Here is a 26,121-nt window from a genome sequence, read left to right on the forward strand (position 1 = left end):
TTTGTCGCAGTTTGTCGCAGCGCCGCGCGGACCGCCGCGGAAAATCGCGGCGCGCGTCCGCTTGCGCAGGTCCGCTGCGGCGCCCTAGAGAGGGCGCGTCGGTGCGTCGGTCGGGGGTGATCTGCGGCGCATGAGGAGGAGAGCGCAATGTCGGAAAGTCTGTATCCCGTGCCGGAAGCATGGGCGAATCGCGCACGCGTCGACGCGGCGGGATATGCCCGGCTCCACGGTCGCAGCCTGGCCGATCCGGGCAGCTTCTGGCTGGAGCAGGCCAAGCGGCTGGAGTGGGTGAAGCGCCCCGAGCTGGCCGGCGACTGGTCGTTCGACGAAGCCGATTTCCACATCCGCTGGTTCGCCGACGGCAAGCTCAACGTGTCGGCCAATTGCATCGACCGGCACCTGGCGACGCGCGGCAACGACGTCGCGATCCTGTGGGAGCCCGACGCGCCCGACGAGCCCTCGCGCAGCTATACCTATCGCCAGCTCCATGCCGAAGTGTGCCGCTTTGCCAATGTGTTGAAGGCGCAGGGCGTCGCGAAGGGCGACCGCGTCACCGTGTACCTGCCGATGATCCCCGAGGCGGCGTTCGCGCTGCTCGCCTGCGCGCGAATCGGGGCGGTGCATTCGGTGGTGTTCGGGGGCTTTTCGCCCGAGGCGCTGGCGGGGCGGATCACCGATTGCGACAGCAAGATCGTGATCACCGCCGACGAAGGCCGGCGCGGCGGCAAGAAAGTGCCGCTCAAGGCCAATGTCGACGCGGCGCAGCAGCATGCCCCGGCGATGCAGACCGTCATCGTGGTCAAGGCGACCGGCGGCGACGTGGCGATGCAGCCGGGCCGCGACATCTGGTATCACGAGGCGGCGGCGCAGGTTTCCGCCGTTTGCCCGCCCGAGCCGATGGGCGCCGAGGACCCGCTGTTCCTCCTCTATACCTCGGGATCGACGGGCAAGCCCAAGGGCGTGCTCCACACCAGCGCCGGCTATCTGCTGTGGGTCAGCTATACCCACGAACTGGTGTTCGATTACCGCCCCGGCCAGGTCTATTGGTGCGCGGCGGATATCGGCTGGGTCACGGGGCACAGCTATATCGTCTATGGCCCGCTGGCGAACGGCGCGACGACGTTGATGTACGAAGGCGTGCCCAATTGGCCCGATGCCAGCCGCATCTGGCAGGTCGTCGACCGCCACAAGGTGGAAATTCTCTACACCGCGCCCACCGCATTGCGCGCGCTGATGGCCGAGGGCGACGAATTTGTCGCAAAAACGTCGCGCGAATCGCTCAGGCTGCTCGGCACGGTGGGCGAGCCGATCAACCCCGAGGCGTGGCGCTGGTATCATGACGTGGTCGGCGCGGGGCGCTGCCCGATCGTCGATACCTGGTGGCAGACCGAGACCGGCGGCGCGCTGATCGCGCCGCTGCCGGGGGCGACCGCGCTCAAGCCGGGGTCGGCGACGCTGCCGCTGCCGGGCGTCGATCCGCAGCTCGTCGATGCCGAGGGCGAGGTGCTGCACGGCGCAACCGAGGGCAATTTGTGCATCGCGCGGAGCTGGCCGGGGCAGATGCGCACCGTGTGGGGCGATCATGCGCGGTTCTTCCAGACCTATTTCACGACCTATCGGGGCAAATATTTCACCGGCGACGGCTGCCGCCGCGACGCCGATGGCTATTACTGGATCACCGGCCGCGTCGACGACGTGATCAACGTGTCGGGGCACCGCATGGGCACCGCCGAAGTCGAGAGCGCGCTGGTGCTCCACCCCAAGGTCGCGGAGGCCGCAGTGGTCGGCATGCCGCATGCGATCAAGGGGCAGGGCATCTATGCCTATGTCACGCTGAACAGCGGCGAGGAACCGTCGGACGATCTGCGGAAGGTGCTGCGCGACTGGGTGCGGCAGGAAATCGGGCCGATCGCGACGCCCGACGCGGTGCAGTTCGCGCCGGGGCTGCCCAAGACGCGCAGCGGCAAGATCATGCGCCGCATCCTGCGCAAGATCGCGGAGGGCGACGTGTCGAGCCTGGGCGACACCAGCACGCTGGCCGATCCGGCGGTGGTGGATAATCTGGTGGCGAACCGAGTGGGGTGAGGGGGGCGGTTTATCCTCACCCTTGCGGGCAGGGCAATCGCATTTGGCAAAAACCGAGTCATCCTGACGAAAGTCAGGATCCATTCGGTGCTCGGTAGCGGCTTTTGGGTCGAGCGGAGTGGCTGAATGGATCCCAGCCTTCGCTGGGATGACGGCGTTTATGTTTGCCCGACGCCATATGCGATAGCCCTGCCCTTGCGGGGGAGAATTACTTACCCCAGCCAGCGCCAGACACCCGCCGCCATCGGGCTGCCCAGCGGCACATGCGCCCAGGTGGCGGCGAGCCACACCACCAGCCCGCCGCCCGCGGCATGGAGGTCGCCGATCGTCCAGCCCGCGCGGCCGGCGATCTGGCGGGCGAAGGGCCAATAGCTCGTCTCCGCTTCCCAGCGCGGCCACTCCTGCGGGAACAGCTTCTCCTTCTTGCGGTCCTGAAGCGCCGCGCCGACCAGCGCGAGCACCAGGATCGCCGCGCTCAGCACCAGATTGGCGGCGGTGGGGAACACCGCGGCATGGACCAGCGCCCATAGGGCGAAACCCCACATCATCGGATGGCGGGTGATGCGGAACACGCCGCGCGGGGGCGCGATCTTCGGCGCCTTGCCGGTCGGATCGGGCATCGCCGGATTGCGGACCAGCGATCCGACGAACAGGATGCTGGCGACCAGCATCACTGCGCTCGCCACTGCCCAGCCCGCATCGCCGACGTCCCACCACAAGGGCTCGGGCGGGGCCTTGCGGAACGCCTCCGCCATCCAGCCGAGCGTGGCGAACGCGACCAGCGCATAGAGGCCGAGGAACCCCGCCGCGCCGATCCGCGACACCAATGGTCGGCGAAGGGGATGGGACAGCAGGAAATGCGACCCCACAAACGCGATACTGGCAGCAATCAGCGATTCCATCCCCCGGCGCTCCTTATGGTCAGTGTTGCTCGTCCTTCGTGCGCGTGCCCGCCGCCGCAGGCTCGGCAAGCTGCGATTCGCCCGCGAGCGCGTGGCCCGTTTCGTCCTGGCCGATCGTGTCGAGGTGCATCAGCCGCGACACCAGCCAGCTCACCGGCATCGCAACGACGCCGATCACGATGATATACCAGCCGATCGACCAATAGACTTCGAGCACGCGATCGGGCCCGGCGCCCTCGCCCCCGGTCATCTGCGCGATTTGCGCGGCGAGGAAATTGCCCGCCGCAGTCGACAGGAACCACGTGCCCATCATCAGCCCGACCATCGATCCGGTCGAGAGCCGGGTCATGCTCGACAGTCCCACCGGCGAGAAGCACAGCTCCGCCGTCGAGTGGAGCAGGTACAGCAGGATCACGAACAGCATCGGCGTCATCGCGCCGTCGCGCCCGGCGCCGAGCACCAGCACGATGAACCCCAGCCCGACCTGGATCAGCCCCAGCGCGAACTTGAGCGCCGCGCTCGGCTCCAGCCCGCGCTTGCCCAGCCACACCCACAATATCCCGAACAGCGGCGCCAGCGTGATGATCCAGAAGCTGTTGACCGACTGGAACCACGAGGCGGGCATTTCCCAGCCCAGGAAATGCCGGTCGACGCGCTGGTCGGTGAAGACGTTGAGCGACGACCCCGCCTGTTCGAACAGCGCCCAGAACAACGGGCACAGCGCGATCAGGTACAAAGCGGCAAAGACGCGGTTGCGCTCGACCCTGGGCAGGGTGAACAGCGCGCGGTAGAAGATGTAGAGGAAGGTCACGCCGAAACAGGCGAGGAGCAGCGTGCCGACGGTGCTTTCGTCGCGGATCAGCAGCCAGGCAATGCCGACGACCACGATCGATCCGAGATAGATCAGCCATTCGCGCGAAATGCCCAGCGGGGTGCGGGCGGCGAGCAGCACGGGGTCTGCCGGTGCGCCGGCGCCGTGCAGGTCGTGGCGGAACAGCACGAACACCACCAGCCCGAGCAGCATCCCGATCCCTGCGGCCCCGAAGCCCCACGACCAGCCGACCCGCTCGCCCAGATAGCCGATCAGGATCGGGCCGATAAATGCGCCCAGATTGATCCCCATGTAAAAGATCGAAAAGGCGCCATCGCGGCGCACATCGTCGCGCCGGTAGAGTTGCCCGACCAGCACCGAGATATTGGCCTTCAGAAAGCCGGTGCCGACGATGATGAATGCGAGCCCGGCATAGAAGCCGTTGAGATAGACGCCCTGTTCGCCCTGTGGCCCCTCGACCAGCGCGATCAGCAGATGCCCGATCGCGATCAGGATGCCGCCGGCGAACACCGCCTTTCGCGCGCCCAGATATTTGTCGGCCAGATAGCCGCCGATAACGGGCGTAATGTACACCATCGAGGTGTACGCGCCGTACACCGCATAGGCCGGGTTCTCGCCGAACAGGAAATGCTTGGTGAGGTAGAACACCAGGATCGCGCGCATGCCGTAATAGGAGAAGCGCTCCCACATTTCGGCGAAGAACAGCATGTACAGCCCGCGCGGGTGGCCGAGGAAGGTCTTGGCAGATGCGGGCACGCCTCCGCCCGCCATTGTTGTTGCCATTCGCAGAAAGCCTTTTCGAAAATTGCGTGTCCCCGCAGGGAAATGTCGCGCAGACTAACGTCGAAATGCCGCGTGTGAACCCCGTTGTTGGCGCGCGGGCGGGCTGGTAGGTCGCGGTCATGCTCTTCAACGACCGCACGACTCCGCTCTCGCTCCTCCAGACCCGCCGCTCGGGCAAGCCGCGCGAGATGATCGCGCCGGGGCCGGGCGCCGACCAGATCGATGCGATCCTCGCCATCGCGGCGCGCACCCCGGACCATGGCAAGCTCAACCCGTGGCGCTTCGTCGTGATCGAGGACGACCAGCGCCCCGCCTTCGCGCTGCGGCTGGTGGAGATCCTCCGCGCCGAGAAGCCCGACGCGACCCCGCGCGACGAAGAGGCGGCGGCGCAATTCGCGACCCAGGCGCCGGCGCTGATCGTGGTGCTCTCCGCGCCGGTGGTGGGGCACAAGGTGCCGCTGTGGGAACAGGAGCTGTCGGCAGGGGCGGTATGCATGAACCTGCTCCATGCGACGCATGCGATGGGGTTCGTCGGGAGCTGGATCACCGGCTGGGCCGCCTATTCGGACGGAGTGCGCGACCTGTTCGGCGCAGCGCCGCAGCGGATCGCCGGATTCCTGTTCCTGGGCTCGCCCGGACGCCCGCTGGAGGAGCGGCCCCGCGGCGCATTGTCCGAAATCGTACATAGGTGGAAAAGCGGGGATGGACCCAAAAGCGATCTGGTGTATTAAGAGAGCATGACAGCGCTCGAACATGACGACAGCCCGGTCTATCTGAAATTGCGGGCAACGATCGCCGCGGCGATCCTGCGCGGGCAATTCCGGGCCGGCGACCAGCTTCCCTCGGTCCGCGCACTTGCCGCCGAACATGGCGCCAATCCGCTGACCGTCGCCAAGGCGTATCAGAGCTTTCAGGACGACGGCTATGTCGAGGTGCGGCGCGGCGTGGGCATGTTCGTGCTCCCCGGCGCCGTCGAACGGCTGCGCATCGCCGAGCGCGAGCGCTTCCTCACCGGGCATTGGCCGCGCGTGAAGGAGCATATCGCGCTGCTGGGGCTGGACGTGAACGAGCTGCTGGGCCGCGAGATCGCCTGAGGCTGCTAGCCCGCAAAGGTTACGAGCAGGAACATGCACGTTGCCGCGACCACGCCGTAGCGTGCTCGTACTGTCAAAGGTCGACGCGTATGCGCCGCGTGCAGCAGCGGCCAAACCGCCGACACCAAAAACGCGAGTGGAATTAGGAAGCTTAGCACCCGGCCTGAACGGCTTCCTCCGGTCCAGTGTGCTGCGCGCGTATCGCACCACCCGTTCCATTCGATCGAGCAGGGCGGTGCCAGGAATCCTGCTATCGCGCCCCAGCTAAGCATAAGCAACACAGGGCCTATAAACAGCAGCCCTACGATCCAAGTCCCACCCGACGGCGCCTTCACACTGCGAACGCCGCTGCATCGACCGAATAGAGCAGCGCCGCCGGTGCCGTCGCCGCCGCCTTCAGCCCGAGCGCCTCGGGCACGATCTGCTCGACATAGAAGCGCGCCGCCGCCGCCTTCATCCCCAGGAACAGCGGATCGCCTTCGCCCCGCGCGGCGATGCGGCCCTGTGCCTCCATCAGCCAGCCGCATACCGCGACCGACACCATCGTCAGGAACGGATAGCTCGCCGCCAGCCGATCGTCGGTCTCGGCGCCGAGCAAATGGTGGGTCACTTCCTCGCACGCCTCGATCAGCCGGAGCAGATCGGCATGTTCGGCATCGCCGCGCATCTCCGCCAGCAATGCGAGCAGCGCCGCGCCGCCATCGTGGGTCAGCTTGCGCCCGACCAGATCGGCGGCCTGGATGCCGTTGGTGCCTTCGTAGATCGGGGTGATCCGCGCGTCACGGAAATGCTGGGCGGCGCCGGTTTCCTCGATATAGCCCATGCCGCCATGGACCTGGACGCCAAGGCTGGCGACTTCGTTGCCGAGATCGGTGCCATGCGCCTTGGCCAGCGGCGTGAGCAGCTCGACGCGCGCCGCGGCGGCGGCATCGCCCATCCGGCCACGGTCGAGCTGGCCGAAGGCGTAATAGACCAGCGCGCGTGCGGCCTGGGTCTGCGCCTTCATCCGCAGCAGCATCCGGCGGACATCGGGATGCTCGACGATCGCCACAGGCGCGCCCGCCCGCACGCCCTGGATACGCTCGCGCGCATAGGCCACCGCGCGCTGGGTTGCGCGCTCCGCCACCTGCACGCCCTGGAGCCCGACATTGAGCCGGGCATTGTTCATCATCGTGAACATGCCGCGGATGCCCCCCAGCTCGGGGCCGATCAGCTCGCCGATGCAATCGTCATGGTCGCCGAAGCTGAGCACGCAGGTGGGCGAGGCATGGAGGCCCATCTTGTGTTCGATCGACACGACATGCACGTCGTTCGCCGCGCCGGGGGTGCCATCGGGGTTGAGCCGGTATTTGGGGACGAGGAACAGCGACAGCCCCTTGGTCCCCGCCGGCGCATCGGGGGTGCGGGCGAGGACCAAGTGGACGATATTGTCGGTCAGGTCGTGGTCGCCGAACGAGATGTAGATCTTCGTCCCCTTGATCCGCCACGTCCCGTCGCCGACCGGATCGGCGCCGGTCTTGAGCGCGCCGACATCGCTCCCCGCCTGCGGCTCGGTGAGGTTCATCGTGCCGGTCCATTCGCCGGTGGCGAGCTTGGGCAGGTACAGCGCCTGCTGCTCCGGGGTGCCGTGATGCGCGAGCGATTCGATCGCGCCGACAGTGAGCACCGGCGCCAGCGCAAAGCCCATGTTCGCGGTGCCCAGCGTCTCCAGCACTGCGATCGACAGGCTGACGGGCAGCCCCTGTCCGCCAAATTCGGCAGGCGAGCCGATCGTGCCCCAGCCGCCCTCGACATAGGCACGATACGCCGCCGCGAAGCCAGTGGGCATCGTCACGCCCTGTTCGCTCCAGCGCGGCCCTTCAGTATCGCCCAGCCGATCGAGCGGCGCCCATTCGCCCGCCGCGAACTGGCCCGCACCCTCCAGCACCGCATCGACCAGATCGGGGGTCGCCTCTTCGCTGATCTCGGAAAGGCGGACGATATGGTCGAGCACGAAACGCTGCTCGGCAGTGGCGGGAGTGAACATCGGGCCTCTCTTCTTGTACGCTGGTTGCGTGCGCTATAGCGCGTGGGTGGTGAGCCCGACAAATCCCCGTATCATCCCTTATCGCGACGCGAGCATCGCCGAGGCCGCGGCAGTGATCCGCGCCGGCGGCTGCGTCGCGGTGCCGACCGAGACGGTGTATGGCCTCGCCGCCGACGCGACCGACGCGCGGGCGGTGGCGGGGATCTACGCCGCTAAGGGGAGGCCGAGCTTCAACCCGCTGATCGTCCATGTCGCGAGCCTTGCCGATGCCGAGCGGATCGCGGTGTTCGACGATGCCGCGCGGAGTCTTGCCGAGCGGTTCTGGCCGGGGCCGCTGACTTTGGTGCTGCCGGTGCGCGCCGGGGCGGGGATCGCGGCGCTGGTGACTGCGGGGCTGGATACGGTGGCGGTGCGGGTTCCCGCGCACCGCGCGATGCGGGCGCTGCTGGCCGCCGTCGGCGTGCCGCTCGCCGCGCCCTCCGCCAATGCCAGCGGTTCGATCAGCCCGACGCGCGCGGCGCATGTCGCGGCCAGCCTTGCCGGACGCATCCCGCTGGTGATCGACGATGGTGCGACGCAGGCGGGGCTCGAATCGACGATCGTGCAGGGAGGGCGGATATTGCGGCCCGGACCGCTCACCGCGGAAATGCTGGGGCTGGAGACGGCGGCGCCGGGCGGGGCGATCACGGCGCCGGGGCAGCTTGCCAGCCATTATGCCCCGGTCAGGCCGGTGCGGCTGGGCGCAGTCGACCGGCGCGCGGGCGAGTGGCTGATCGGGTTCGGCGCGGTGGCGGGCGACGACAGCTTGTCGCCGGGCGGCGACCTGACCGAGGCGGCGGCGCGGCTATTCGACGCGCTGCACCGCGCCGATGCATCGGATGCCCTGGGGATCGCCGTGGCGCCCGTGCCGGAGCGGGGGATCGGCGCGGCGATCAACGACCGGCTGCGGCGCGCAGCGCACCGGGATTAGGCCGGGTCGTCTCGATGGCGCTGAAACCGCCTGCTAGCGTGCCCCGCGCAGTTCCAGCGCCCGCGCGAACACCGCCTCGAACATCTCGGCGGTCAGCCGGTTGGTGTTCTGGTTATAGCGCGAGCAGTGATAGCTATCGATCACCACCCGACCATCGGGCATGCGATGCTCGGCCAGATGCGCGAACGGCGTCCTGGGCAATCGCCCGCCCAGCGCCTTGACCGTCGACTGGTGCGCGATCTGGCCGAGCGCGACATAGATTCGCGCGGGCAGCACAGCAGCCTCGGCGCGCAGGAAGTCGCGGCAGCTATGGGTTTCCGCCGGCACCGGCTTGTTGCCCGGCGGCACGCACTTCACGGCGTTGAGGATGATCACGCCGCGCGGCGCGCCGCCTTCGGCCAGCCCGAACTTCTCGAGCGTCGCGAACAACAGGTCGCCCGAGGCATCGCCGGTAAAGGCGCGCCCGGTGCGGTTGGCGCCGCGCAGGCCGGGCGCGAGCCCGACGATCGCCAGCCATGCGTCGCGCTCGCCAAGCGCGGGCACCGGCGCGTTCCACCATTCGGGCTGCTCGACGCGCAGCGTTTCGCGCAGCGCGACGAGGCGGGGGCAGCGCGGGCAATCGCGTGTCGGTTCGGTTTGGGAGGTTGGCGTGGGCACACGCACGCGATAGGCCCCCCGCGATGGCAAGGACAAGCTATGCAATCGCGCTCGGATCGAACCGTCCGGGGCGCCATGGCGGCCCCCGGCGCGAGCTTGCGGCGGCGCTGGCGGCGCTGGGCGGCGTCGTCGCGGTCTCGCCCGTCCTGCTTACGCCGCCGCTCGGGCCGTCGAAACGGCGCTTCGCCAATGCCGTGGCGCTGATCGAGAGCGCCGAATCACCGCCCGCGCTGTTGGCCCGGCTCAAGCGCATCGAACGCGATTTCGGGCGCCGCCGGGGCCAGAACTGGGCCGCGCGCGTGATCGACCTCGACATCATCCTGTGGTCGGGCGGCGCATGGGCGAGCCCCGGCCTAACGGTGCCCCACGCGCTGTTCCGCACGCGTGACTTCGTGCTGCGCCCGCTTGCCGCCATCGCCCCCGATTGGCGCGATCCGCTGAGCCAGTTGCGGGTCCGTCACTTGCTCGCGCGGTTGACCCGTCCGGCGCCCGCGCTTAGGGGCGGCGGCGTGGGTCCGTAGCTCAGTCGGTAGAGCAAGCGACTTTTAATCGAGAGGTCCCGGGTTCGAGCCCCGGCGGACCCACCATTTCTCTCTCCGCCTTTCCCGCTCCGGGCAGCCATGGCTGACCGGCATGCGCCGCGCATCGTGCCCGGCGCAGCGCCCCGCCTGCGCGATCCCTTTCCGCCTGCCAGGCTTTCGAACACGGCACCTCTTGCCTGACAAGAAATGATGATCTATCAACAACTCCTCGCCCTGGAGGCGGTTGTAAGAGAGGTACCGTGCCCGAAAGCCACCCCTTTGCTCCCGTGCTGGAGCATGCGTTCACGATTTCCATCGACCTGACCGGCATCAAATGGGTGACACCCAGCACGATGGGGGCATCGCGCGCGGCGATCTATGCCGCCCAGGGAACGGTGACCGGTCCCCTCCTCAACGGAAAGGTCGTGCCGATGTCGGGCGGCGACTTCCCGCTGCTACGTCCCGACGGGGTGATCGATTTCGACGCGCGCTACCTGCTGGAGGCGGATGACGGCGCGATCATCTATATGCAGAATCGCGGCTATCGCTGGCCGCGCACGCCCGAGATCGGCGAGCGGATGGCGCGCAACGAACCGGTGTCGCACGACGATTATTATATGCGCGTGAGCCCCAAATTCGACGCGCCCGTCGGCCCGCACGAATGGATGGCCAAGCACGTCTTCCTGGGCGTCGCGGAGAAGATCCCGGGGGCGAACCGCATCCATTATTTCGTGGCGCGCTGACATGGCCGACCCGGACGCGTTCAGCCTGATCCTGCGGCCGGGAGTCGATCCCCACACCGCGCCGTTCAAGCCGCCGCTGCCGCCATTGGGGCATGCCGTGCGCCGCGAGGCGGGGCTGGTGATCGATCGCAACCTGCCGATCCGGCTGAGCGACGGCGTGACGATCTATTGCGACCTGTATCGCCCGGACGGCCCGGCGGGCGAAGCCGATCTGCCGGTGCTGCTGTCCTGGGGCCCCTATGGCAAGCACGGGCAGAGCAACCAGGTCTTCTGGCCGCTATCGGGGGTCAACCCCGAATGGCTGTCGCCGCTGACTCCGTTCGAGGGCCCCGACCCCGTGCAATGGGGCGCAAAGGGCTATGCCGTCGCGATCGTCGATCCGCGCGGCGCCTGGCTTTCCGAGGGCGTTTTCCGGCACAATGGCATCGGCGAGGCACAGGATTGCGCCGAGACGATCGCCTGGCTCGCCGACCAGCCCTGGTCGAACGGCAAGGTCGGGATGACCGGCGTTTCGTACCTCGCCTGCATCCAGTTCTGGGCAGCGGCGCAGCGCCCGCCCGCGCTGGCGGCGATCAATCCGTGGGAAGGCTTTACCGACTGGTATCGCGAATTCGCCTATCATGGCGGGATTCCCGAGACCGGCTTCGTCCCGCGCGCGTCGGACACGATCCGCTTTTCGGTGGGGCAGACCGAGGACACCTGGGCGAATGTCCAGGCGCATCCGCTGATCGACGCCTATTGGCGTTCGAAGGACATTGATTTCGGCGCGATCGACGTGCCCGCTTATGTCGTCGCGAGCTGGTCCGACCAGGGGCTGCACACCCGCGGCACGCTGGAGGCCTATAAGCGCATCGGCAGCCGCCAGAAATGGCTCGAGGTCCATGGCCAGAAGAAATGGGCGCACTATTACCACCCCGAAAGCCAGGCGCGGCGCGAGGCGTTTTTCGACCATTTCCTGAAAAGTCGCGAAACCAGCGTCGCCGCATGGCCACCGGTGCAGATCGAAGTGCGCGACCGCGCCGGGCTCGCCACGCTGCGCGACGAGGCGGAGTGGCCGATCGCGCGGACTGTCCCGACGCCGCTATGGCTGGACCTCGATCAAGGCGCCCTGACGCAGGCGGCCCCCGACGCGGCGCAACGCCTCGCTTATGACGCCCAGACGGGGGGCGCAGTGTTCGACATCCGCTTCGAAGCCGAGACCGAGATCAGCGGCCACGCGATGCTGCGCCTCTGGGTGGAGGCAGAGGGCGCCGACGATGCGGATCTCTTCGTCGCGCTGCAAAAGCTCGATGCGGCGGGCGCGCCCGTCGGCATGACCTTCTATGCGTTTTTCGAGGACGGTCCCGTCGCGCTCGGATGGCTGCGCGCCAGCCACCGCGAGACCGATCCCGAGCGGAGCACGCTGCTCCAACCCTTCCACCCCCATCTGCGCGAACAGCCGCTGGAACCGGGCAGCGCAGTGCCGCTCGACATCGAGTTCTGGCCCGGCGCGACGCGGTTCGAAGCCGGGGAATCGCTGCGGCTGGTGATCCAGGGGCGCGACATCTACGCGGACGGCGCGCCCAATTTGCCCTTCGCGCGACACCAGGACACCCGCAACCAGGGCACGCACGTCCTGCACAGCGGTCCGGGTCGCGAATCGCACCTGCTGCTGCCGGTAATCCCGCCCCGATAAGGCGGACCGGGACGCCACCCGGTCTACCCCAAAAGAAACATTGATAAATCATCATTCCTGCTGCACACCCCGGCGCAGCACCGGGGCAAGCCGGCGCGCATCGAGAGGATCGGGCTTTGCAGAATGAAGACGAGCGGCTGCTGTCGGCGGGCTATGGGCGGATGTTCATCGCGATGTCGTTCCTGGTCGCGGTGTTCAACTTCGCCGATCGCGCGGTACTCGCGGTGCTCGCGCAGCCGATCAAGCGCGACCTCGGGCTGAGCGACTTCCAGCTCGGCATCCTCCAGGGCGTCGCCTTCGCCTTTCTCTATGCGATCCTGGGGCTCCCGATCGGCCGGCTGGCCGAGCGCATCTCGCGCGTGAACATCATTGCCGCCTCGGTGATCTTCTGGTCGGTGATGACCGCGGCGTGCGGGATGATCGGCAATTTCACCCAGCTTCTGTTGTGCCGCGTCGGCGTGGGCATGGGCGAGGCGGGTGCGCAGCCGGCCACCTCCTCGCTGGTCAGCGACCATTTCCCGCGCGAGAAGCGCGCATCGGTGATGTCGCTGATCTTCCTCGGCTCGCCTGCGGGCGCGTTCCTGGGCGCGACGGTCGGCGGCTGGGTCGCGGCGCATTGGGGCTGGCGGATGGCGTTCTTCGCACTGGGTATTCCGGGCATCCTGGTCGGCCTGCTGGTGCTGTTGCTGCTGCGCGAACCGCGCCGGGGCCTGGCCGACAATGCCCCGCGCGAACCGACGCCGCCGCCCAATTTCAAGGCGTTCCTGCGCGTGGTCGGGCGCAAGCGCGGGCTGTTCTTCGTGATCCTGGGCGGGTCGATGGCGGGTTTCGGCATGACCGCGATCTCGCAATTCCTGGCGATCTATCTCGCGCGGATGTACGATCTGCCGGTCCAGCAGGCGGGGTCGCTCTACGGCACGATTTCGGCGATCGCGCTGACCACCGGGCTCGTCTGCGGGTCGTTCGGCACCGACTGGCTGTCGCGTCGCGGCGATCGGCGCTGGCCCGCCTGGGGCGCCGCGATCGGGCTGGCCATCGCGCCGTTCCTCTATTGGATCGCGTTCAACACCCAATCCGTCCTGTGGGGATCGGTGATGCTGTGCATCTCCGGGGCCGCGCTGCTGCTCTTCTACGGCCCGACTTTGGGCATGATCCAGAACCTGCTCGAGCCGCGGATGCGCGCCACCGGCGCGGCGCTGTTCGCGATCCTCTACACGATCTTCGGCTCCGGGCTGGGGCCGACCGCGGTCGGCTGGCTGAGCGACCATTTCGCCAGCGGGGTGTTCACCGGTGGCGACTATCTGGCGCAATGCCATGGCGGCAAGGCGGCGATCGCCGCTGCCAAGGGGGCGCTGGACCCGTGCGCGATTGCCGCCACCCATGGCATCAAGACCGCGCTGATGGCGGCGGTGTGCATCTTCTTCGCCGCATCGCTCTGCTATCTGATCGCGGCGCGCACGCTGCGTGAGGACTTCTATATCGTCGGCGAGGAGAAGGCGTGACCCCGCCGGGCACGCGAGAGTGGTTCGAAGCCTATCTCGCCGCGTTCAACCGCGGCGATTTTCCGGGGTTCGGCGCCTATTATGCCGATGACGTGGCGTTCCACGGCCAGGCGGCGCAGCTGACCGGGCGCGCGGCAGTGCTCGATTTCTACACGCGGGTCCGCTCGTATCTCGACGAACAGCTGGAACTGCTCAGCTTCGTCGCGGCGCCCGGCGGCGACCGGATCGTCGCCGAGGTCCGCACGACGCTGACCGCGCACCGCGACTGGCCGGACATGCCCACCGGCGCGATGCAGGTGGGGGACATGCGGCAAAGCGTGTCCTTTATTTTCTACGACATCGCAGACGGGCACTTCACCCGCATCCGCTCGGCGCGCTTCTCGCCCCAGCCGGGTGCCCGCGCATGAGCCCGGAGGACCGTTTCCGCGCCTATATGGCTGCGTTCAACACGAGCGACTGGGACGCGCTGCGCCGCCATTACGCGCCGGATGTCCGGCTGGTGATCGGCAACGGCACCGAATTGGTCGGGTGCGACGCGATCGTCGATTTCTACGGCAAGGTGAAGCAGCAGACGCGCCGGACGATCGAGATCGTCCAGTGTTTCGCCGACGGGGCGACGCTGGCGGCGGAACTGGAATCCGAATTTCTCGCGCTGGAGGACGCCCCCGATTTCGCGGTGCGCCCGATGGCAAAGGGCGACCGCTATTACCTCAACAGCTTCGTCCTCTACGACAGCGACGGCGAGCGCTACACCCGCATCCGCGCGGCAGTGTTCCGCCGCGAGTTCCGCCCCGTCTGACCGCTCAGCCCAGCGGGGCCAGAACCCGGCGCTTCTTCGATACCGCGCGCGAGCCGGGCCAGTCGACGCCATCCTCGGGCGCGACCTTCACCGGCTGCGGCGCGAACGAAGCGGCCGCATTGACGTCCCCGCCCAGATAGCGCGTCCGCGTCGGATAGGCATAAAGCGGGCGCCGCCGGATCGCACCGTCGGCGAGCGTCGCGCTGGCCTCCACGGCATCGGGTGCCTGCCCCTGCTCGACCCAGTTGACCACCGCGCCCAGGAAATCCTGATCATAGGCGATATAGCCCCCCGCGCAGTGATAGCCGCCCGGCACCAGGAACATCCGCGCGAAAGCGCGCGTCGCCGCCATCCCGCCCATTCGGTCGCGCACCGCCTGATAATAATCGAGCATGCCGTAAATGCCCGCCGCATTGTCCGCCGCGCCCTGCCACAGCAACAACTTGCCGCCGCGGGTCCGGAACGCCGTCATGTCGGGGTCGGTCGAGTCATAGGGCTGCCCCGCCGTGAGCAACTGCGCCAGGCTCTCGCGCGAGAAGCGCCAGTCGCGCCAGCCAAAGCCCGCAGGCATCGCGCCGGGGAAGAGCAGATATTTGAGGAATGCCTCCGCCGCGAACTTGCCCGTCTGCGTCGGCGCACCGCGGCCGACCCAGCCCAGCTCGGCGCCAAAGGGTGCGCCGCCGGGGAACAGCGCATTGCCCTGCGCATCGCTCGGCCCGCGATAATAAGCGCGCGCGGCGGCAACCTGCGCCGCGCTCAGGCAATCGGAATCCGTCGCCGCCCGGCACAACAGCTTGGCCGGATCGAAACCGCACGCGCGCGGATCGTCGATCTGGTCATCGGCGATCCCGTCCAGCCGGTCGCACGCCTTTAGCACGGCCTTGTGGAGCAGTTGCACTGCCCCCTCGGTGAAGATTTCCTGCCCGTCCGCCGCGATGCCGTGCTGCGCCTCCCACAGGAACAGCTGCATCGCGGCGGGCATCGCGACCGACGATCCCGCGACGATGCCGTCGAAATCGCCCGGATAGCGCTGCGCCTCCATCAGCGCCTCGCGCCCGCCGCCTGAGCATCCGGCGAAATAGCTCGTCTCGGGCGCCGCGCCATAGAACGCAGCGATCAGCGCCTTGGACGCCACCGCGACCGCATGCGTCGCCTTGTGCGCGAATTGCGCGCGCAGCTCGGGATCGGCGACCGCCCAGGTCCCGTCGCCAATCCCCGCGCTGTGATGCCCGCCATTGTTGAACGCGACGGCAAAGGCGCCGCTATAAGCATGGGCATTGCTGCATTTGGGGGTGATCGAATCGCCGATCACGCCGCACATCCCGCCGCACCCGCCCTGCAGGAATCGCCCGGTATAACCGGTCAGCGGCAGCCGCAGCTCGAACTCGGTTTGCGGGCTGGTATAGCCCTTGACCAGGCAGAAGCCGGCGCGGTCCCCCGTCGCCGGCTCTTCGACCGCCGAGCGCAGCCGGAATGCGATCTCGCCCGCCTCGCGCGCAGGCTGGCGCATCAAATCGGTACAGGCGATGGCGGGGGCGACGACCGGCCTGGCGGGAAGCGCGATCAGTTGCGCCGGGGAAGGTGCCGCCACCACCGGCAGCGCGCACAGGGCCAGCGCGACGACGATCACCCGCGCCAGAATGTGTAGCGCCTTACGCATGCGCTGCCACCAGCGCCTGCTCGGCACCCAACGGATCGTCGCGCACCGAACAGGGCGAATCGAAGATCATCGTCGCGCGGGCGGGCGCGGCATAAGCGGGCCAATCGGGCAGCCCCGCGACATTGGGGTTGCCGGTGCGTGCAAAGGTCGCCCAGCGCCGGCTCATGATAGCGGCGAGCGCCTGTGCCTCCGCAGCGCGCGGGGCGATTCCGGGCGCCGCCGCGACGGTATCGAACACCATCGGCAGCTCGACGCCATGATGGCTGCGCAGCCTGCCGCCATCGACCGGCGAGCGCCAGTCGACCAGATAGCCATAGGCCAGCGCCGCGCCCATCGCGCCGCGCTTCTCCAGCACGATGCGCGCGTTGCGGCCCATCCCCGCCTCGGTCGTGATCGCGAAATACAGGTCGCTCGGCGAGGCGCCGGGCCGCAGCCGGCGGAACCCGTCGATCATCGGCGCGGGATCGCGCACCTTGCCCGCCAGCGCGCCCGGCAGCCCCGCCCAATCGAGCGCAAAGGCGCCGGGCGGCGGGAACAACACAGTGGTCTCGGTCGCGGTATGGCCGACCAGCATCGGCAGATCGGGCCGGATCGGCGGCGCATCGGGCGCGAAGGGGATATGCGGCAGCACCGTCCCGTCGGCGACGATTCCCGGCCCCAGCATTGGGTTGCCCTTGGTCACCTGCTGGAGCCCGGTCAGCAGCCGCGGCACGGGCACCGCCCGCAGCGCGTCGATATCGCCGCGCGCGATCCCCAGCGCCGCGAACAGCGCCAGCGTGATCCGCATGCCCTCATCGGGGGCGACGCCATAGGTGCCGAACCCGCTCTGAAGCGCGGCGCGGTGGAACAGCCCCTGCGCCGCCGGCATCGCCGCCAGCGATGCGACTTTCGATCCGCCGCCCGAATGGCCGAACACCATCACCGTATCGGGATCGCCCCCGAACGCCGCGATATTGTCGCGTACCCAAAGCAGCGCCGCCGCCACGTCGAGCTGGCCGGGATTGGCGACGGCCTTCCCGGCGGGCACGAGGTCGCCGAAATAGAGATAGCCAAGGGCGTTGAGCCGGTGGTTGAGCGATACGACAACGACATCGTTGCGCGCAGCCAGCCTCGCGCCCTCGGTAACCGGGTCCGCCCCCGACCCCACCGCAAAGCCGCCGCCATGGACCCAGACCATCACCGGGCGCCGGGCATCGCCGCCGGTCGCGGGGGTCCAGACATTGAGGACAAGGCAATCCTCGCTCTGCTCGCCCGAAGCGCCAAGCTGCGGGGCAATCGCCCCGTAGCGGGTGGCGTCGCGCACCCCGCTCCACGGTGCCGGGGGCTCGGGCGCAAGGAAGCGCCGTGCACCGCCGGTGGGGGCGCCATAGGGGATGCCGCGAAACACCTGGACGCCGTTCTCGCTGAGCCCGCGCACGCGCCCCGCACGGGTCTGCACCACGTCGCCCTCCTGCGCGAAGGCCGCACGCGGCGCCAGCAGCGCCATCGCACCGGCAGCCGCACCGCCGACGAAATGGCGCCGCGAGGGGGTGGCGCCCCGGCCCGAATATCCTCTTTCGGTCATAGCTGCCGCACCACGGCGCCCCCCTCTCGTCGACGGATCAGAAGCTCGCGCGGATGCCCACGCGATAGCGGCGACCGATATTGTCGTAATAGACTGCGTTGTTGTTGCCGTTCCAATAGGGCGGCGGTGTCACGTTGAAGAGGTTGTAGACATTGCCGAACAGCTCGACCTTGTTCGCGGGCCGGTCGATGAGCTGGAAGGTCGCGCCGAGATTGGTGTAGAAACGCGACGGCACCCGATTGGTGTTGATGCTGTTCGCCAGGTAGATGCTGTAGCCTTCGTCCTCGGGCCCGACCAGCGTGGCGTCGATCTTGCCCTTCGAGATGTAGCGACCCTGAAGGTTGATCCCGACTCGCTCCCAGTCGAGCGAAACAATCCCGTCGACCACCCAGGACGGCACCCCGCTCAAGCCATTGTCGCCCGCGCGATTGATGCCGGGCAGCGCGCTGTTGGTGAAATCGATCGTGTGCGTGGTCAGCACGCGCAGGTCGAGCGCGCGATCGGCGCCGAGCGGGATGTTATACCCCGCTTCGAAATCGAGCCCGCGCACCTTCTGCTCGTTCAAATTGAGCTGGAGCACGGACACAGACTGGAGCAGCCCGCTGCTGTCGCGCGTGACCAGCGCACAGATCTCCGCCGAGTTGGTGCGGTTGCAGGTATCGACGATCACCTGCGCGCCCAGCGATGCGATCGCGTCCTTGATGATCACATTGTAATAATCGGCGGAGAAGCGCAGCCCGCGCAGCGCACCTTCGCCCTGAAGCGTCATGCCCGCGGTGAAGGTCTTCGCCTTTTCGGGGCGCAGGTTGATGTTGCCGCCGGTGAAGAGCTGCGCAAACACCTGAGTCGAGGTCTTGGTATCGGTCAGCGCCGCGAGGCCGCCGACCGGGGTGGTGAACAATTCCGACGTGTTGGGCGCGCGGATGTCGCGCGACTGGGTCGCGCGCAGCAGCATCCACGAGAAGGGGCTGTAGGTCAGGCCGACTTTCCAGGTCGTCGCGTCGAAGGTGTTCTTGGTCGCGCCGCTGGTGTTGGTGTAGCGCGCCTGGCGCGCCGCGCCGTTGATGTCGAGCTTGGAGCCGAGCGGGCTGTCGCGAAGCAGCGGCACCGCGACTTCGGCATAGCCCTCGACGACCGACACTGTGCCCTGCGACGGAGTCTGGTTGAAGATGTAGAAGCCGTTGGCGGCGGAGATCGGATCGACCTGGATCTTCAGCCCGTTGTTGCGTCCCTCGACACCCGCCGCGACCGCGACCGGGCCGGCCCAGGTCTCGAACGGCTGGCCGCTGACGTTGAACGCGCCCGAAGTCTGGGTGAATTCGCTGTCCTGCAACGTGGTGCCGAACGCATAGGCCTTTGCCGCTGCCGAGAAATTGCCCTGGCCGATGATGTTGAGCGCAACGCAGGCCGGGTCGTCATTGGCGGGATTGGCGTCCGCATTCACGCGGCAGACCGGGGTGCCATTGGGCCCCGTAACGGCGTCGACTGCCTTGGCATAGCGCGCGGTGATACGGTTGTTGATCGTGACCTGGTTATAATCGGTGACGCCGTACTGGACATAGGCATCCCATTTCCAGCTTCCGCCCAGTTCGCCGCTGCCGCCTGCCAGAACGCGCATCGTGTCGCGCGTCGACACGCTGTCCATCGTGCCGAACTCGGTGCCGAGCTTGCCGAGCGTCAGCCCGACGATGCCGTTGGCGGCCATCGTGTCGCGCACCGAACTGGGCAGGAACGGGTTGTCGATCGAAATGACCGTGCCCGTGGTCGGATAGCCGGTGTCGCGGATTTCGGGCCCGCGCGTGCGGCCCTGAACATGGCCATAGCTCGCCTCGACAAAGGCCGTGATCGCCGGCGAGAATTCATATTCGAAATGGCCAAGCGCATTGTACCGCTCGACCGGGATCGACAGCAGCGGATCGCCAAAGAACGCATTGAGCCCCGCGCCGGTCCCGCCCGCCTGGAACAGCGCGTTGGAATAGGTGCCATATTCGAACGCCGTCGTCTGGCCGTTGGGGGCGAATTGGAGCCCGCTGAGCACGCCGCCCTTGGCAGCGGTGCGCACCCCCGCCGCGTTGATCGTCGCGGTGATCAGCCCGCCCGGAGTCAGCGTACCGGTGCGCACATTATAGGTGATGTTGTGCGCAGGGCGCCCATCGGCACCCGGTACCCCGGTCAGGTCGGCGACTTCGTTGCTGCAGAAGGTGCGCGTGTAGCAGCCGCCGGTGCCTTCGTCCTTGTTATACTCGGCGCCGAACACGGCATGGCCGCGATCGTCGTTGAAGCTGGTGCCTGCCGCGAACTGGGCGAAATATTGCTTGCCGTCGCCGACTTCGGTCACGCCATAGCCGGCGGAGGCCTTGATCCCCTTGAGCTTGGTGTCGAGCAGGATGTTGATCACCCCCGACACCGCGTCCGAACCATAGGCCGCCGACGCGCCGCCGGTGACGACTTCGGCGCGCTGGACCAGCAGCGTGGGGATCAGGTTCAAATCGATCGTGCCGGTAGAGGTGCTCGGCGGAAAGCGGCGGCTGTCGACCAGCACCAGCGTGCGCGACGCGCCCAGGCCGCGCAGGTCGGAGATGCGCGCGCCGGCATTGGCGGGGAAGATACCCTGGGTGCCGGGCGTGCTGGTGGGGCGGAACGAGGGAAGCTGTGCCAGCGCCTCGCCGATCGTCGGCGACGAGGTCTTCTCGATCATGTCGACGCCCAGCACGGTGACCGGCGTCGGCGCAGTAAAGCCGCTGACCCCCAGCCGCGTACCGGTGACGACGATCTCGCGCGTCTCATCGCCGCTATCGGCTTGCGGGGCGACATCGGCGGGCGCCTCCGCCTGCTGGGCGGCCTCCGTTGCCGGAGTCGGCGCGGTTTGCGCCATCGCTTCCACCGAGAGCATCGCCCCCAGCGCAGTCGATCCCAGCGCCAGCAGGCGATAGGCAGTGGCGCGGGCAGTCTTGTGTCGATCAGCCATGAAATCTCTCCCTTTGCGTTTATGCTTCGGCGCTCTTCGGCGCCTTGCGTGACCATCGCGGGCTGTTGGCGGGGATACGCCCCCCCGCAACGCCGCGACACGCCGGACCTGCACCCCCACTATGAAACGGGACGGACAGAGCGGCGCTATGGATGGCAGGTTAGGCCATTACCCTTTTGTTGATTGTTCAATGTTGATAAGTCAACTGCGAGGGATTCACAAGAGACAAACGCGCCCTCGCGCGATAGGAGCGGGCAGATGAAAAAACGCGAAACGACCGCCGCCGATCGCGCCATCGAAGCGCTGGAGGAGCGCTGGGCAAATGTCGCCCCGGGCAATCTGCCCTACCATATATTGCTGCTCAGCAAGATCATCGACCGCACCACCGCGCAGCATGTCCGCGAAACCGCCGACCTCTCGCTCCCCGAATGGCGGACGATGGCGCATGTCCATTATCTGGGCCTTTGCAGCGCCAGCGAAGTCGCCAGCCTGGCGTTTGTCGACCGCGCCGAGGTAAGCCGCGCGCTGGGCAGCCTGGAGGAACGCGGGCTGGTGCGGCGCGAACCGCATCCGACCAAGCGCAACAGCCGGCTGGTATCGCTGACTGACGAGGGCAAGAAGGTGCATCTCTCGATCCGCGGCGAGCGCGGCAGATTCTTCACCGACTGGGTATCCGACCTCGACGAGGCCGAGCGCAAGCAGCTCGATTCGGGGCTGCGCCAGATCATCCGCCGCGTCGTCACGCTGGCGCCGCATGTCATGGATCTCTGACTCTGTTTCAGTGAAGCTGAAACAGGGCGGCACCGGCCCGCTCCCCCGCCCGGCCACCCCTAGAATAATATTGTCGTCGGGTGGCCGGGCGGGGGAGCGGGCCGGTGCCGATTCAGCGAAGCTGAAAACGAGACTCACCCCCCGGTCAGCGGGCCACTGCCGCCTCAACGATCCGGACCAGATCGCTCAGCGTCTCGCATACCGGCGTCGGCACGCCCAGCCGGGCGCCTTCGCGCGCGATGGCGCCGTTGATCGACTCGATCTCGCTCGGGCGCCCCGCCTCGCGATCGTGCAGCATCGATGCCTTGTGCGCGCGGTGATCGCGCAGCGCCGCGTCGACGCTGGCAAGGATGCCTGGGGCATCGATCGCGATCCCCTGCGCCGCGGCGACCGCGACCGTCTCGCGCGCCACCGCTGCGGCGATCCGGCGGCCGGGCGGATTGTCGACCCCGGCATTGGGCACCTGGCACAGCATCCCGATCGCATTGAGCGCAGCGTTGAACGCGACCTTCTCCCACACCGCCGCCGCGATATCGGCGCGCTCGGTGACGGCGAACCCTGCGGCGCGCAGCAGGCTCGCGACTCGGCCCGCCTTGTCGTCGGCGTCGGGCGCCATCGCCCCGAGGGCGATCGACGCGAAGCCGTGCGATGCCACTGCGCACGGCCCGGTCAGGTCGGCGGGGATCAGCGCGGTGCCCATCACCACCCGGTCCGCGCCAAAACCCTCGGCCAGCAACTCGGCATTGCCGATGCCGTTCTGCAAGGTCAGCGCGATCGGGCGATGCGCGCGCAGATGCGCCACCGACGCGATCGCCGCCGCGCTGTGCATCCCCTTGGTGAATAGGACGACCAGATCGACGGGCGCGCCGACGTCACCGGCCAGCGCCGCCGCCACGCGCACCGTGCGCGTGCCCCGGTCATCGGTGAGCGTGATCCCCGAAGCGGCGATCGCGGCGAGGCGATCCGCATCGACATCGATCACCGTCACGCGCGCGCCGGTCTCGGCGATCCGCGCCGCGAACAGGCTGCCCATCGCGCCCGCGCCCAGGATAGCTACGCTGCCGATCATATCGAATAGACGTCCAGAAGCGTCGGCACGACATCGTTGAGCAGCCGGATCACCTTGCGCGCGATCCGCCACTCGCCGCCGACGCGGACCAGTTCATGCTCATACCGCCCGAAAAACGCATGCGTCCGCCCGGCGCGGACATCGACGAGGTGGACGATGAAGCAGCTCGACACGCTGATGCTGTCGGCGCTCTGGGCAATGATCGTCACGTTGCTGATCGCATGCATCACGCGCAGCCGCACTTTCGACGCGACCGACATGCCCGAGCGGATGCGCCGGACGCGATCCTCGAGATTGCTGCGCCCCTGATAATAGATCAGCGACAATTCGCGGTCGGGGTCCTCGGTCTGCTCGCTCTCGTTGCGCCAGGCGGGCATCCAGAACACGGTGTCGGGGGTGAACAGCGCGAGCCACGCGTCATAGTCGCCCTGGTCGAGCAGCAGCGCCTCGCGGAACAGCAGCGCCTCGGCTTCGCGGAGAAGGTCGGTCATGCCAGCACTCCCGCCATGCGCTGTGCCCATGCGCGGTAATAGCTGTGGAACAGGCTCTCGTCGCAGGTCTGGGCCTGTCCCAGCACGCTGCGTTCGGGATGAAGGTCGATGCTGTCCGAATAGGCATTGCCGCCCGCGACCGACGCGGCGAGCCCGCGGGCATGGCCCTGCAGCCACGGGCGCTCCTGCGCCGCCATTCCCGCCTGGCATTCCTCATAGACCACGGTGTCGTCGGGGGTGGCCATGCCCGTGGGATTGAAGAAATCCTCATATTGCCGGATGCGCATCCGCCGCGCCTCGGCGCTCTCGCCGCGCGGGGCGATGCACCAGGTCTGCATCTCGGTCAGGTTATGCGCCACCGGGCGGATCACGCGAAGCTGGCTGGAGGCGTTCTCGGCGATCTGGAGGTTGGGGAAGATCGTCAGGTTGCGCATGTTGAACATCCAGTTGCGCCGCGCCACCCCGACCCGCTCGGCGACCGCGTCCGCGGTCTCGTACAGCGGCAGCGCAGGCGTCACCGCCATCAGCCCCCAATTGAGGACATGGCCGTTGGCGAAGCTGAACGTGCCGCCGGTCGGCCCCTCGGCATCCTCCTTCCAGAAATCGCTGCCGCCCAGCGTCGACTGGACCACTTCGGCCTTCTGCTCGCGAGCCCGCGCGTCGAGGATGCGGATGTAGCTCGGGTGGGTCGAGGTGAAATGATATTGGTCCGAGCAATTCTCCAACTGCATCTTCCAGTTCGCGGCATAGGTGAAGCGCACCGCCCCCGGCACCAGTTCGGCGCCCTCGGGGCTCTGGTCCGCCACCAGATCGAGCAGCTTGCGCGCCTCGCCGAGATGCTCGTCGAGGCTGGGCACATCGGGGTTGAGGCTGGCGAACAGGAAGCCGCGATACTCGCCGAAGCGCGGCAGGCGCGCGAGGTCGTGATCCTCGCGATCGAACCCCTCACCATAACAGCCGCCGCTCTTCCATTTGATGTTACGGTTCGCGCCCGCGCTGTCGAAGGTCCAGCTGTGATAGGGGCAGACATGCATCCGGGCATTGCCCGACAGCTGCTGCGCGATGCGCGCGCCCTTGTGCGGACAGGCGTTGACGAAGCCGCCCAGCACGCCCTCGCCCGAGCGGCTGACCAGGATCGGCACCCTCCCGATAAAGCCGGTGAAGAAATCATGCGGCTTCTCGGCCTGGCACGCCATGCCGACGAACACCCAGCCGCCCTCGAAAATCGCCTGCATCTCGAGCGCGAACAGGTCCGGGTCGCTGAACAGCGCGCGGTTGATGCGGAAGACCCCGTCGTCGGGGCGGTCGTCGATCAGGTCGGTGAGGCGATAGGCCATCGGCGTTCCTTTCCTGCGTCGCGTCAATCGACGACGATTTCGACCAGCGTCGGCGTCGGCGTCGCGAACGACCAGGCCAGTGCCGCGTCGAGCGCTTCGGGGGTATCGGCGCGCCGCGCGGCCATGCCATGCCCGGCGGCGAGCGCGCAGAAATCGAGGCCCGACAGGTCGGTGCCCTCGACCTTGGTCAGCCCGAAATGCCGGCCGAAGGATTCGAGCGCCTCGTACCGGTGATTGACGATCACCAGCACGCTGAGCGGCAGGTTCAGGCGGCTGGCGGTGAACAGCGCCTGGATCGAATACATCGCCGACCCGTCGCCGATCAGCGCGATCACGCGCTCGCCGGGCCGCGCCAGCGCGATCCCCACCGAAGCGGGCAGCGCATAGCCCAGCCCGCCGCTGGCGGTGGTGTAAAAGCCGTCGGCGCGTAGCATCGGCAGCAAGTCGTACATCGCGGCGCGGCTGGACGGCGCTTCCTCGACGATGACCGACTCGCGCGGGCGCAGCGCCGCGATCCGGTGCATCGCCAGACGGTCGATCATCCGGTCGCCATCGGGCGCGGCGACAGGATCGCGGGGGGCAGGCGCCGGGCGAACGCCGGGCGTGGCACGCGCCGCCAGCGTCTCCAGCGCGCTGCGGCTGTTCGCCAGGATTCCCCGCCCGCACGGTGCCCAGGACAGTACCGCCGGATTGTCGTCGACCAGCCACAGCGCCAGCCCCTCGGGAACATGCGGCCCCGGCGCCTCGGTATGGTAGAGGTTGAGCGGCCCGCCGACGACGAGCGCCAGATCGTGGCGGCCCAGTTGCGCGACGATGTCCTGCCGGCTCGCGCGCAGGAAGCCCGCAAAGCAGCGATGGTCCTCGGGAAAGGCGTTGCGACACGCAAAGGGCGCGGCATAGACGCGCGCGCTATGCGCCTCGGCGAAGCGGATTGCGGCGTCCCAGGCGCCATCGCGCGCTGCGCCAGCTCCCAGTATCAGCGCCGGACGCTCCGCCCCGGCGAGCGCCTGCGCGAGTTCGTCCAGCGCCGCCGGATCGCCGGGGTTCGCCGTCGTGATCGTGCGCGGCTCGATGGCCTCACCGGGCTGGTCCCAGTCATCGACCGGCACCGATACGAAGGTCGGGCCGAACGGCGGCGTCATCGCGATCTGGTGCGCGCGGGCGATGGCGCGCGGCACATCGGCGGCACGCGCGGGCTCGCATGCCCATTTGACGAAGGGGCGCGGGAATTCGGTCGCGCGCTCGGCATGGAGGAACGGCTCGAACGGCAGGATCGATCGCGCCTGCTGGCCGGCAGTCACGACTAGCGGCGCCTGGTTCTTGAACGCCGTGAAGATATTGCCCAGCGCATGCCCGACGCCCGCCGAGCTGTGCAGATTGACCAGCGCGGCGGTGCGCGTCGCCTGCGCATAGCCGTCCGCCATCGCGACGACGGTCGCTTCCTGGAGCCCCAGCACATAGTCGAAATCGGCCGGAAAATCGCGGAACATCGGCAGTTCGGTCGATCCCGGATTGCCGAAGACCCGCGTCATGCCGAGCCGACGCAGCAGCGCCAGCGTCGCGTCTCGCACCGTCGTCATCTGGGCTGGCATCCTCTCGTCCTTCGCGACGGCTTGCTCCGGTACCCTGCGGCCCGAGCGCCGACGCTTCCCTTGATCATAGTTGATAGATC

The 26,121-nt window shown here is 68.0% G+C and carries 22 protein-coding genes and 1 tRNA gene; 12 read left to right on the forward strand and 11 right to left on the reverse strand.

Translation table 11 applies throughout. The features are described from left to right. Window positions 1-147 precede the first annotated feature (147 nt). On the forward strand, window positions 148-2,085 hold the full coding sequence (gene acs, locus TS85_RS21595; RefSeq protein ID WP_044334979.1) for an acetate--CoA ligase: 1,938 nt from the start codon (window positions 148-150) through the stop codon (window positions 2,083-2,085). Between the two features lie 212 nt (window positions 2,086-2,297). Here acs and TS85_RS21600 read toward each other — a convergent pair whose 3' ends face one another. Both TS85_RS21600 and TS85_RS21605 read right to left on the reverse strand, forming a co-directional pair. After that, window positions 2,298-2,987 (reverse strand): NnrU family protein, encoded by a 690-nt coding sequence (locus tag TS85_RS21600; protein ID WP_044334981.1) that lies wholly within the window; start codon window positions 2,985-2,987, stop codon window positions 2,298-2,300. Between the two features lie 19 nt (window positions 2,988-3,006). Then, window positions 3,007-4,602 carry a peptide MFS transporter gene (locus tag TS85_RS21605; RefSeq protein WP_044334983.1) on the reverse strand — a complete coding sequence of 532 codons (1,596 nt, stop codon included), beginning with the start codon at window positions 4,600-4,602 and terminating at the stop codon, window positions 3,007-3,009. 119 nt (window positions 4,603-4,721) lie between these two features. Here TS85_RS21605 and TS85_RS21610 point away from each other — a divergent pair, with 119 nt between their 5' ends. Then, the gene (locus TS85_RS21610) at window positions 4,722-5,333 is read left to right on the forward strand and encodes a nitroreductase family protein (RefSeq protein ID WP_044334985.1); all 612 of its coding nucleotides are present in this window, start codon (window positions 4,722-4,724) and stop codon (window positions 5,331-5,333) included. Between the two features lie 6 nt (window positions 5,334-5,339). Beyond that, the gene (locus TS85_RS21615; RefSeq protein WP_044334986.1) at window positions 5,340-5,696 is read left to right on the forward strand and encodes a GntR family transcriptional regulator; all 357 of its coding nucleotides are present in this window, start codon (window positions 5,340-5,342) and stop codon (window positions 5,694-5,696) included. Between the two features lie 331 nt (window positions 5,697-6,027). On the opposite strand, the gene TS85_RS21620 is transcribed toward TS85_RS21615, so the two are convergent. Beyond that, window positions 6,028-7,722, reverse strand: coding sequence for an acyl-CoA dehydrogenase (locus tag TS85_RS21620; protein WP_044334987.1), 1,695 nt, complete (start codon window positions 7,720-7,722; stop codon window positions 6,028-6,030). A 46-nt stretch (window positions 7,723-7,768) separates the two neighbouring features. On the opposite strand from TS85_RS21620, the gene TS85_RS21625 reads away from it, so the two are divergent. Next, window positions 7,769-8,692 carry an L-threonylcarbamoyladenylate synthase gene (locus TS85_RS21625; protein ID WP_407082099.1) on the forward strand — a complete coding sequence of 308 codons (924 nt, stop codon included), beginning with the start codon at window positions 7,769-7,771 and terminating at the stop codon, window positions 8,690-8,692. 33 nt (window positions 8,693-8,725) lie between these two features. Here TS85_RS21625 and TS85_RS21630 read toward each other — a convergent pair whose 3' ends face one another. Then, on the reverse strand, window positions 8,726-9,355 hold the full coding sequence (locus tag TS85_RS21630) for a uracil-DNA glycosylase (protein ID WP_044336787.1): 630 nt from the start codon (window positions 9,353-9,355) through the stop codon (window positions 8,726-8,728). A gap of 17 nt (window positions 9,356-9,372) precedes the next feature. Between TS85_RS21630 and folK the strand changes: the two genes are divergently transcribed. From folK to TS85_RS21665, 7 genes are all read left to right on the forward strand, one after another. After that, on the forward strand, window positions 9,373-9,870 hold the full coding sequence (gene folK, locus TS85_RS24320) for a 2-amino-4-hydroxy-6-hydroxymethyldihydropteridine diphosphokinase (protein ID WP_052508143.1): 498 nt from the start codon (window positions 9,373-9,375) through the stop codon (window positions 9,868-9,870). Continuing rightward, a tRNA-Lys gene (locus tag TS85_RS21640) sits at window positions 9,861-9,936 on the forward strand. Before folK ends, TS85_RS21640 begins: the two co-directional genes overlap by 10 nt. Before the next feature lie 194 nt (window positions 9,937-10,130). Further along, window positions 10,131-10,613: a DUF3237 domain-containing protein gene (locus tag TS85_RS21645; protein WP_044334991.1), complete on the forward strand. Its 483-nt coding sequence runs from the start codon at window positions 10,131-10,133 to the stop codon at window positions 10,611-10,613. Between the two features lies 1 nt (window position 10,614). Beyond that, window positions 10,615-12,288, forward strand: a complete 1,674-nt coding sequence (locus TS85_RS21650; RefSeq protein WP_052508052.1) for a CocE/NonD family hydrolase — start codon at window positions 10,615-10,617, stop codon at window positions 12,286-12,288. Window positions 12,289-12,404: 116 nt separating this feature from the next. Further along, window positions 12,405-13,790, forward strand: a complete 1,386-nt coding sequence (locus TS85_RS21655; protein WP_052508053.1) for a spinster family MFS transporter — start codon at window positions 12,405-12,407, stop codon at window positions 13,788-13,790. Further along, a complete protein-coding gene (locus tag TS85_RS21660; RefSeq protein WP_044334993.1) occupies window positions 13,787-14,197 on the forward strand; it encodes a nuclear transport factor 2 family protein in 411 nt (136 codons plus the stop codon). The genes TS85_RS21655 and TS85_RS21660 overlap by 4 nt, the downstream gene beginning before the upstream one ends. Continuing rightward, window positions 14,194-14,589 (forward strand): nuclear transport factor 2 family protein, encoded by a 396-nt coding sequence (locus tag TS85_RS21665; protein ID WP_044334994.1) that lies wholly within the window; start codon window positions 14,194-14,196, stop codon window positions 14,587-14,589. The genes TS85_RS21660 and TS85_RS21665 overlap by 4 nt, the downstream gene beginning before the upstream one ends. A gap of 4 nt (window positions 14,590-14,593) precedes the next feature. Here TS85_RS21665 and TS85_RS21670 read toward each other — a convergent pair whose 3' ends face one another. The 3 genes from TS85_RS21670 to TS85_RS21680 are packed head-to-tail and all read right to left on the reverse strand — an operon-like array spanning window position 14,594 to window position 20,781. Then, a complete protein-coding gene (locus tag TS85_RS21670; protein ID WP_052508054.1) occupies window positions 14,594-16,249 on the reverse strand; it encodes a tannase/feruloyl esterase family alpha/beta hydrolase in 1,656 nt (551 codons plus the stop codon). Further along, window positions 16,242-17,813 (reverse strand): carboxylesterase/lipase family protein, encoded by a 1,572-nt coding sequence (locus TS85_RS21675; protein WP_044334996.1) that lies wholly within the window; start codon window positions 17,811-17,813, stop codon window positions 16,242-16,244. Before TS85_RS21675 ends, TS85_RS21670 begins: the two co-directional genes overlap by 8 nt. Window positions 17,814-17,850: 37 nt before the next feature. Next, window positions 17,851-20,781: a TonB-dependent receptor domain-containing protein gene (locus TS85_RS21680; RefSeq protein ID WP_044334998.1), complete on the reverse strand. Its 2,931-nt coding sequence runs from the start codon at window positions 20,779-20,781 to the stop codon at window positions 17,851-17,853. Between the two features lie 258 nt (window positions 20,782-21,039). Between TS85_RS21680 and TS85_RS24325 the strand changes: the two genes are divergently transcribed. Next, on the forward strand, window positions 21,040-21,552 hold the full coding sequence (locus TS85_RS24325; RefSeq protein ID WP_052508056.1) for a MarR family winged helix-turn-helix transcriptional regulator: 513 nt from the start codon (window positions 21,040-21,042) through the stop codon (window positions 21,550-21,552). A gap of 145 nt (window positions 21,553-21,697) precedes the next feature. On the opposite strand, the gene TS85_RS21690 is transcribed toward TS85_RS24325, so the two are convergent. The 4 genes from TS85_RS21690 to mdlC are packed head-to-tail and all read right to left on the reverse strand — an operon-like array spanning window position 21,698 to window position 26,041. Beyond that, on the reverse strand, window positions 21,698-22,621 hold the full coding sequence (locus tag TS85_RS21690) for a ketopantoate reductase family protein (RefSeq protein WP_044335000.1): 924 nt from the start codon (window positions 22,619-22,621) through the stop codon (window positions 21,698-21,700). After that, window positions 22,618-23,112, reverse strand: a complete 495-nt coding sequence (locus tag TS85_RS21695) for an aromatic-ring-hydroxylating dioxygenase subunit beta (RefSeq protein WP_044335002.1) — start codon at window positions 23,110-23,112, stop codon at window positions 22,618-22,620. The genes TS85_RS21690 and TS85_RS21695 overlap by 4 nt, the downstream gene beginning before the upstream one ends. Then, complete coding sequence (locus tag TS85_RS21700; protein ID WP_044335004.1) at window positions 23,109-24,449, reverse strand: aromatic ring-hydroxylating oxygenase subunit alpha; 1,341 nt, start codon at window positions 24,447-24,449, stop codon at window positions 23,109-23,111. The genes TS85_RS21695 and TS85_RS21700 overlap by 4 nt, the downstream gene beginning before the upstream one ends. A gap of 23 nt (window positions 24,450-24,472) precedes the next feature. Further along, a complete protein-coding gene (mdlC, locus tag TS85_RS21705) occupies window positions 24,473-26,041 on the reverse strand; it encodes a benzoylformate decarboxylase (protein ID WP_044335006.1) in 1,569 nt (522 codons plus the stop codon). Between the last annotated feature and the right edge of the window lie 80 nt (window positions 26,042-26,121).

Source organism: Sphingomonas hengshuiensis, from assembly GCF_000935025.1.
In the GTDB taxonomy this organism is placed as follows: domain Bacteria; phylum Pseudomonadota; class Alphaproteobacteria; order Sphingomonadales; family Sphingomonadaceae; genus Sphingomonas; species Sphingomonas hengshuiensis.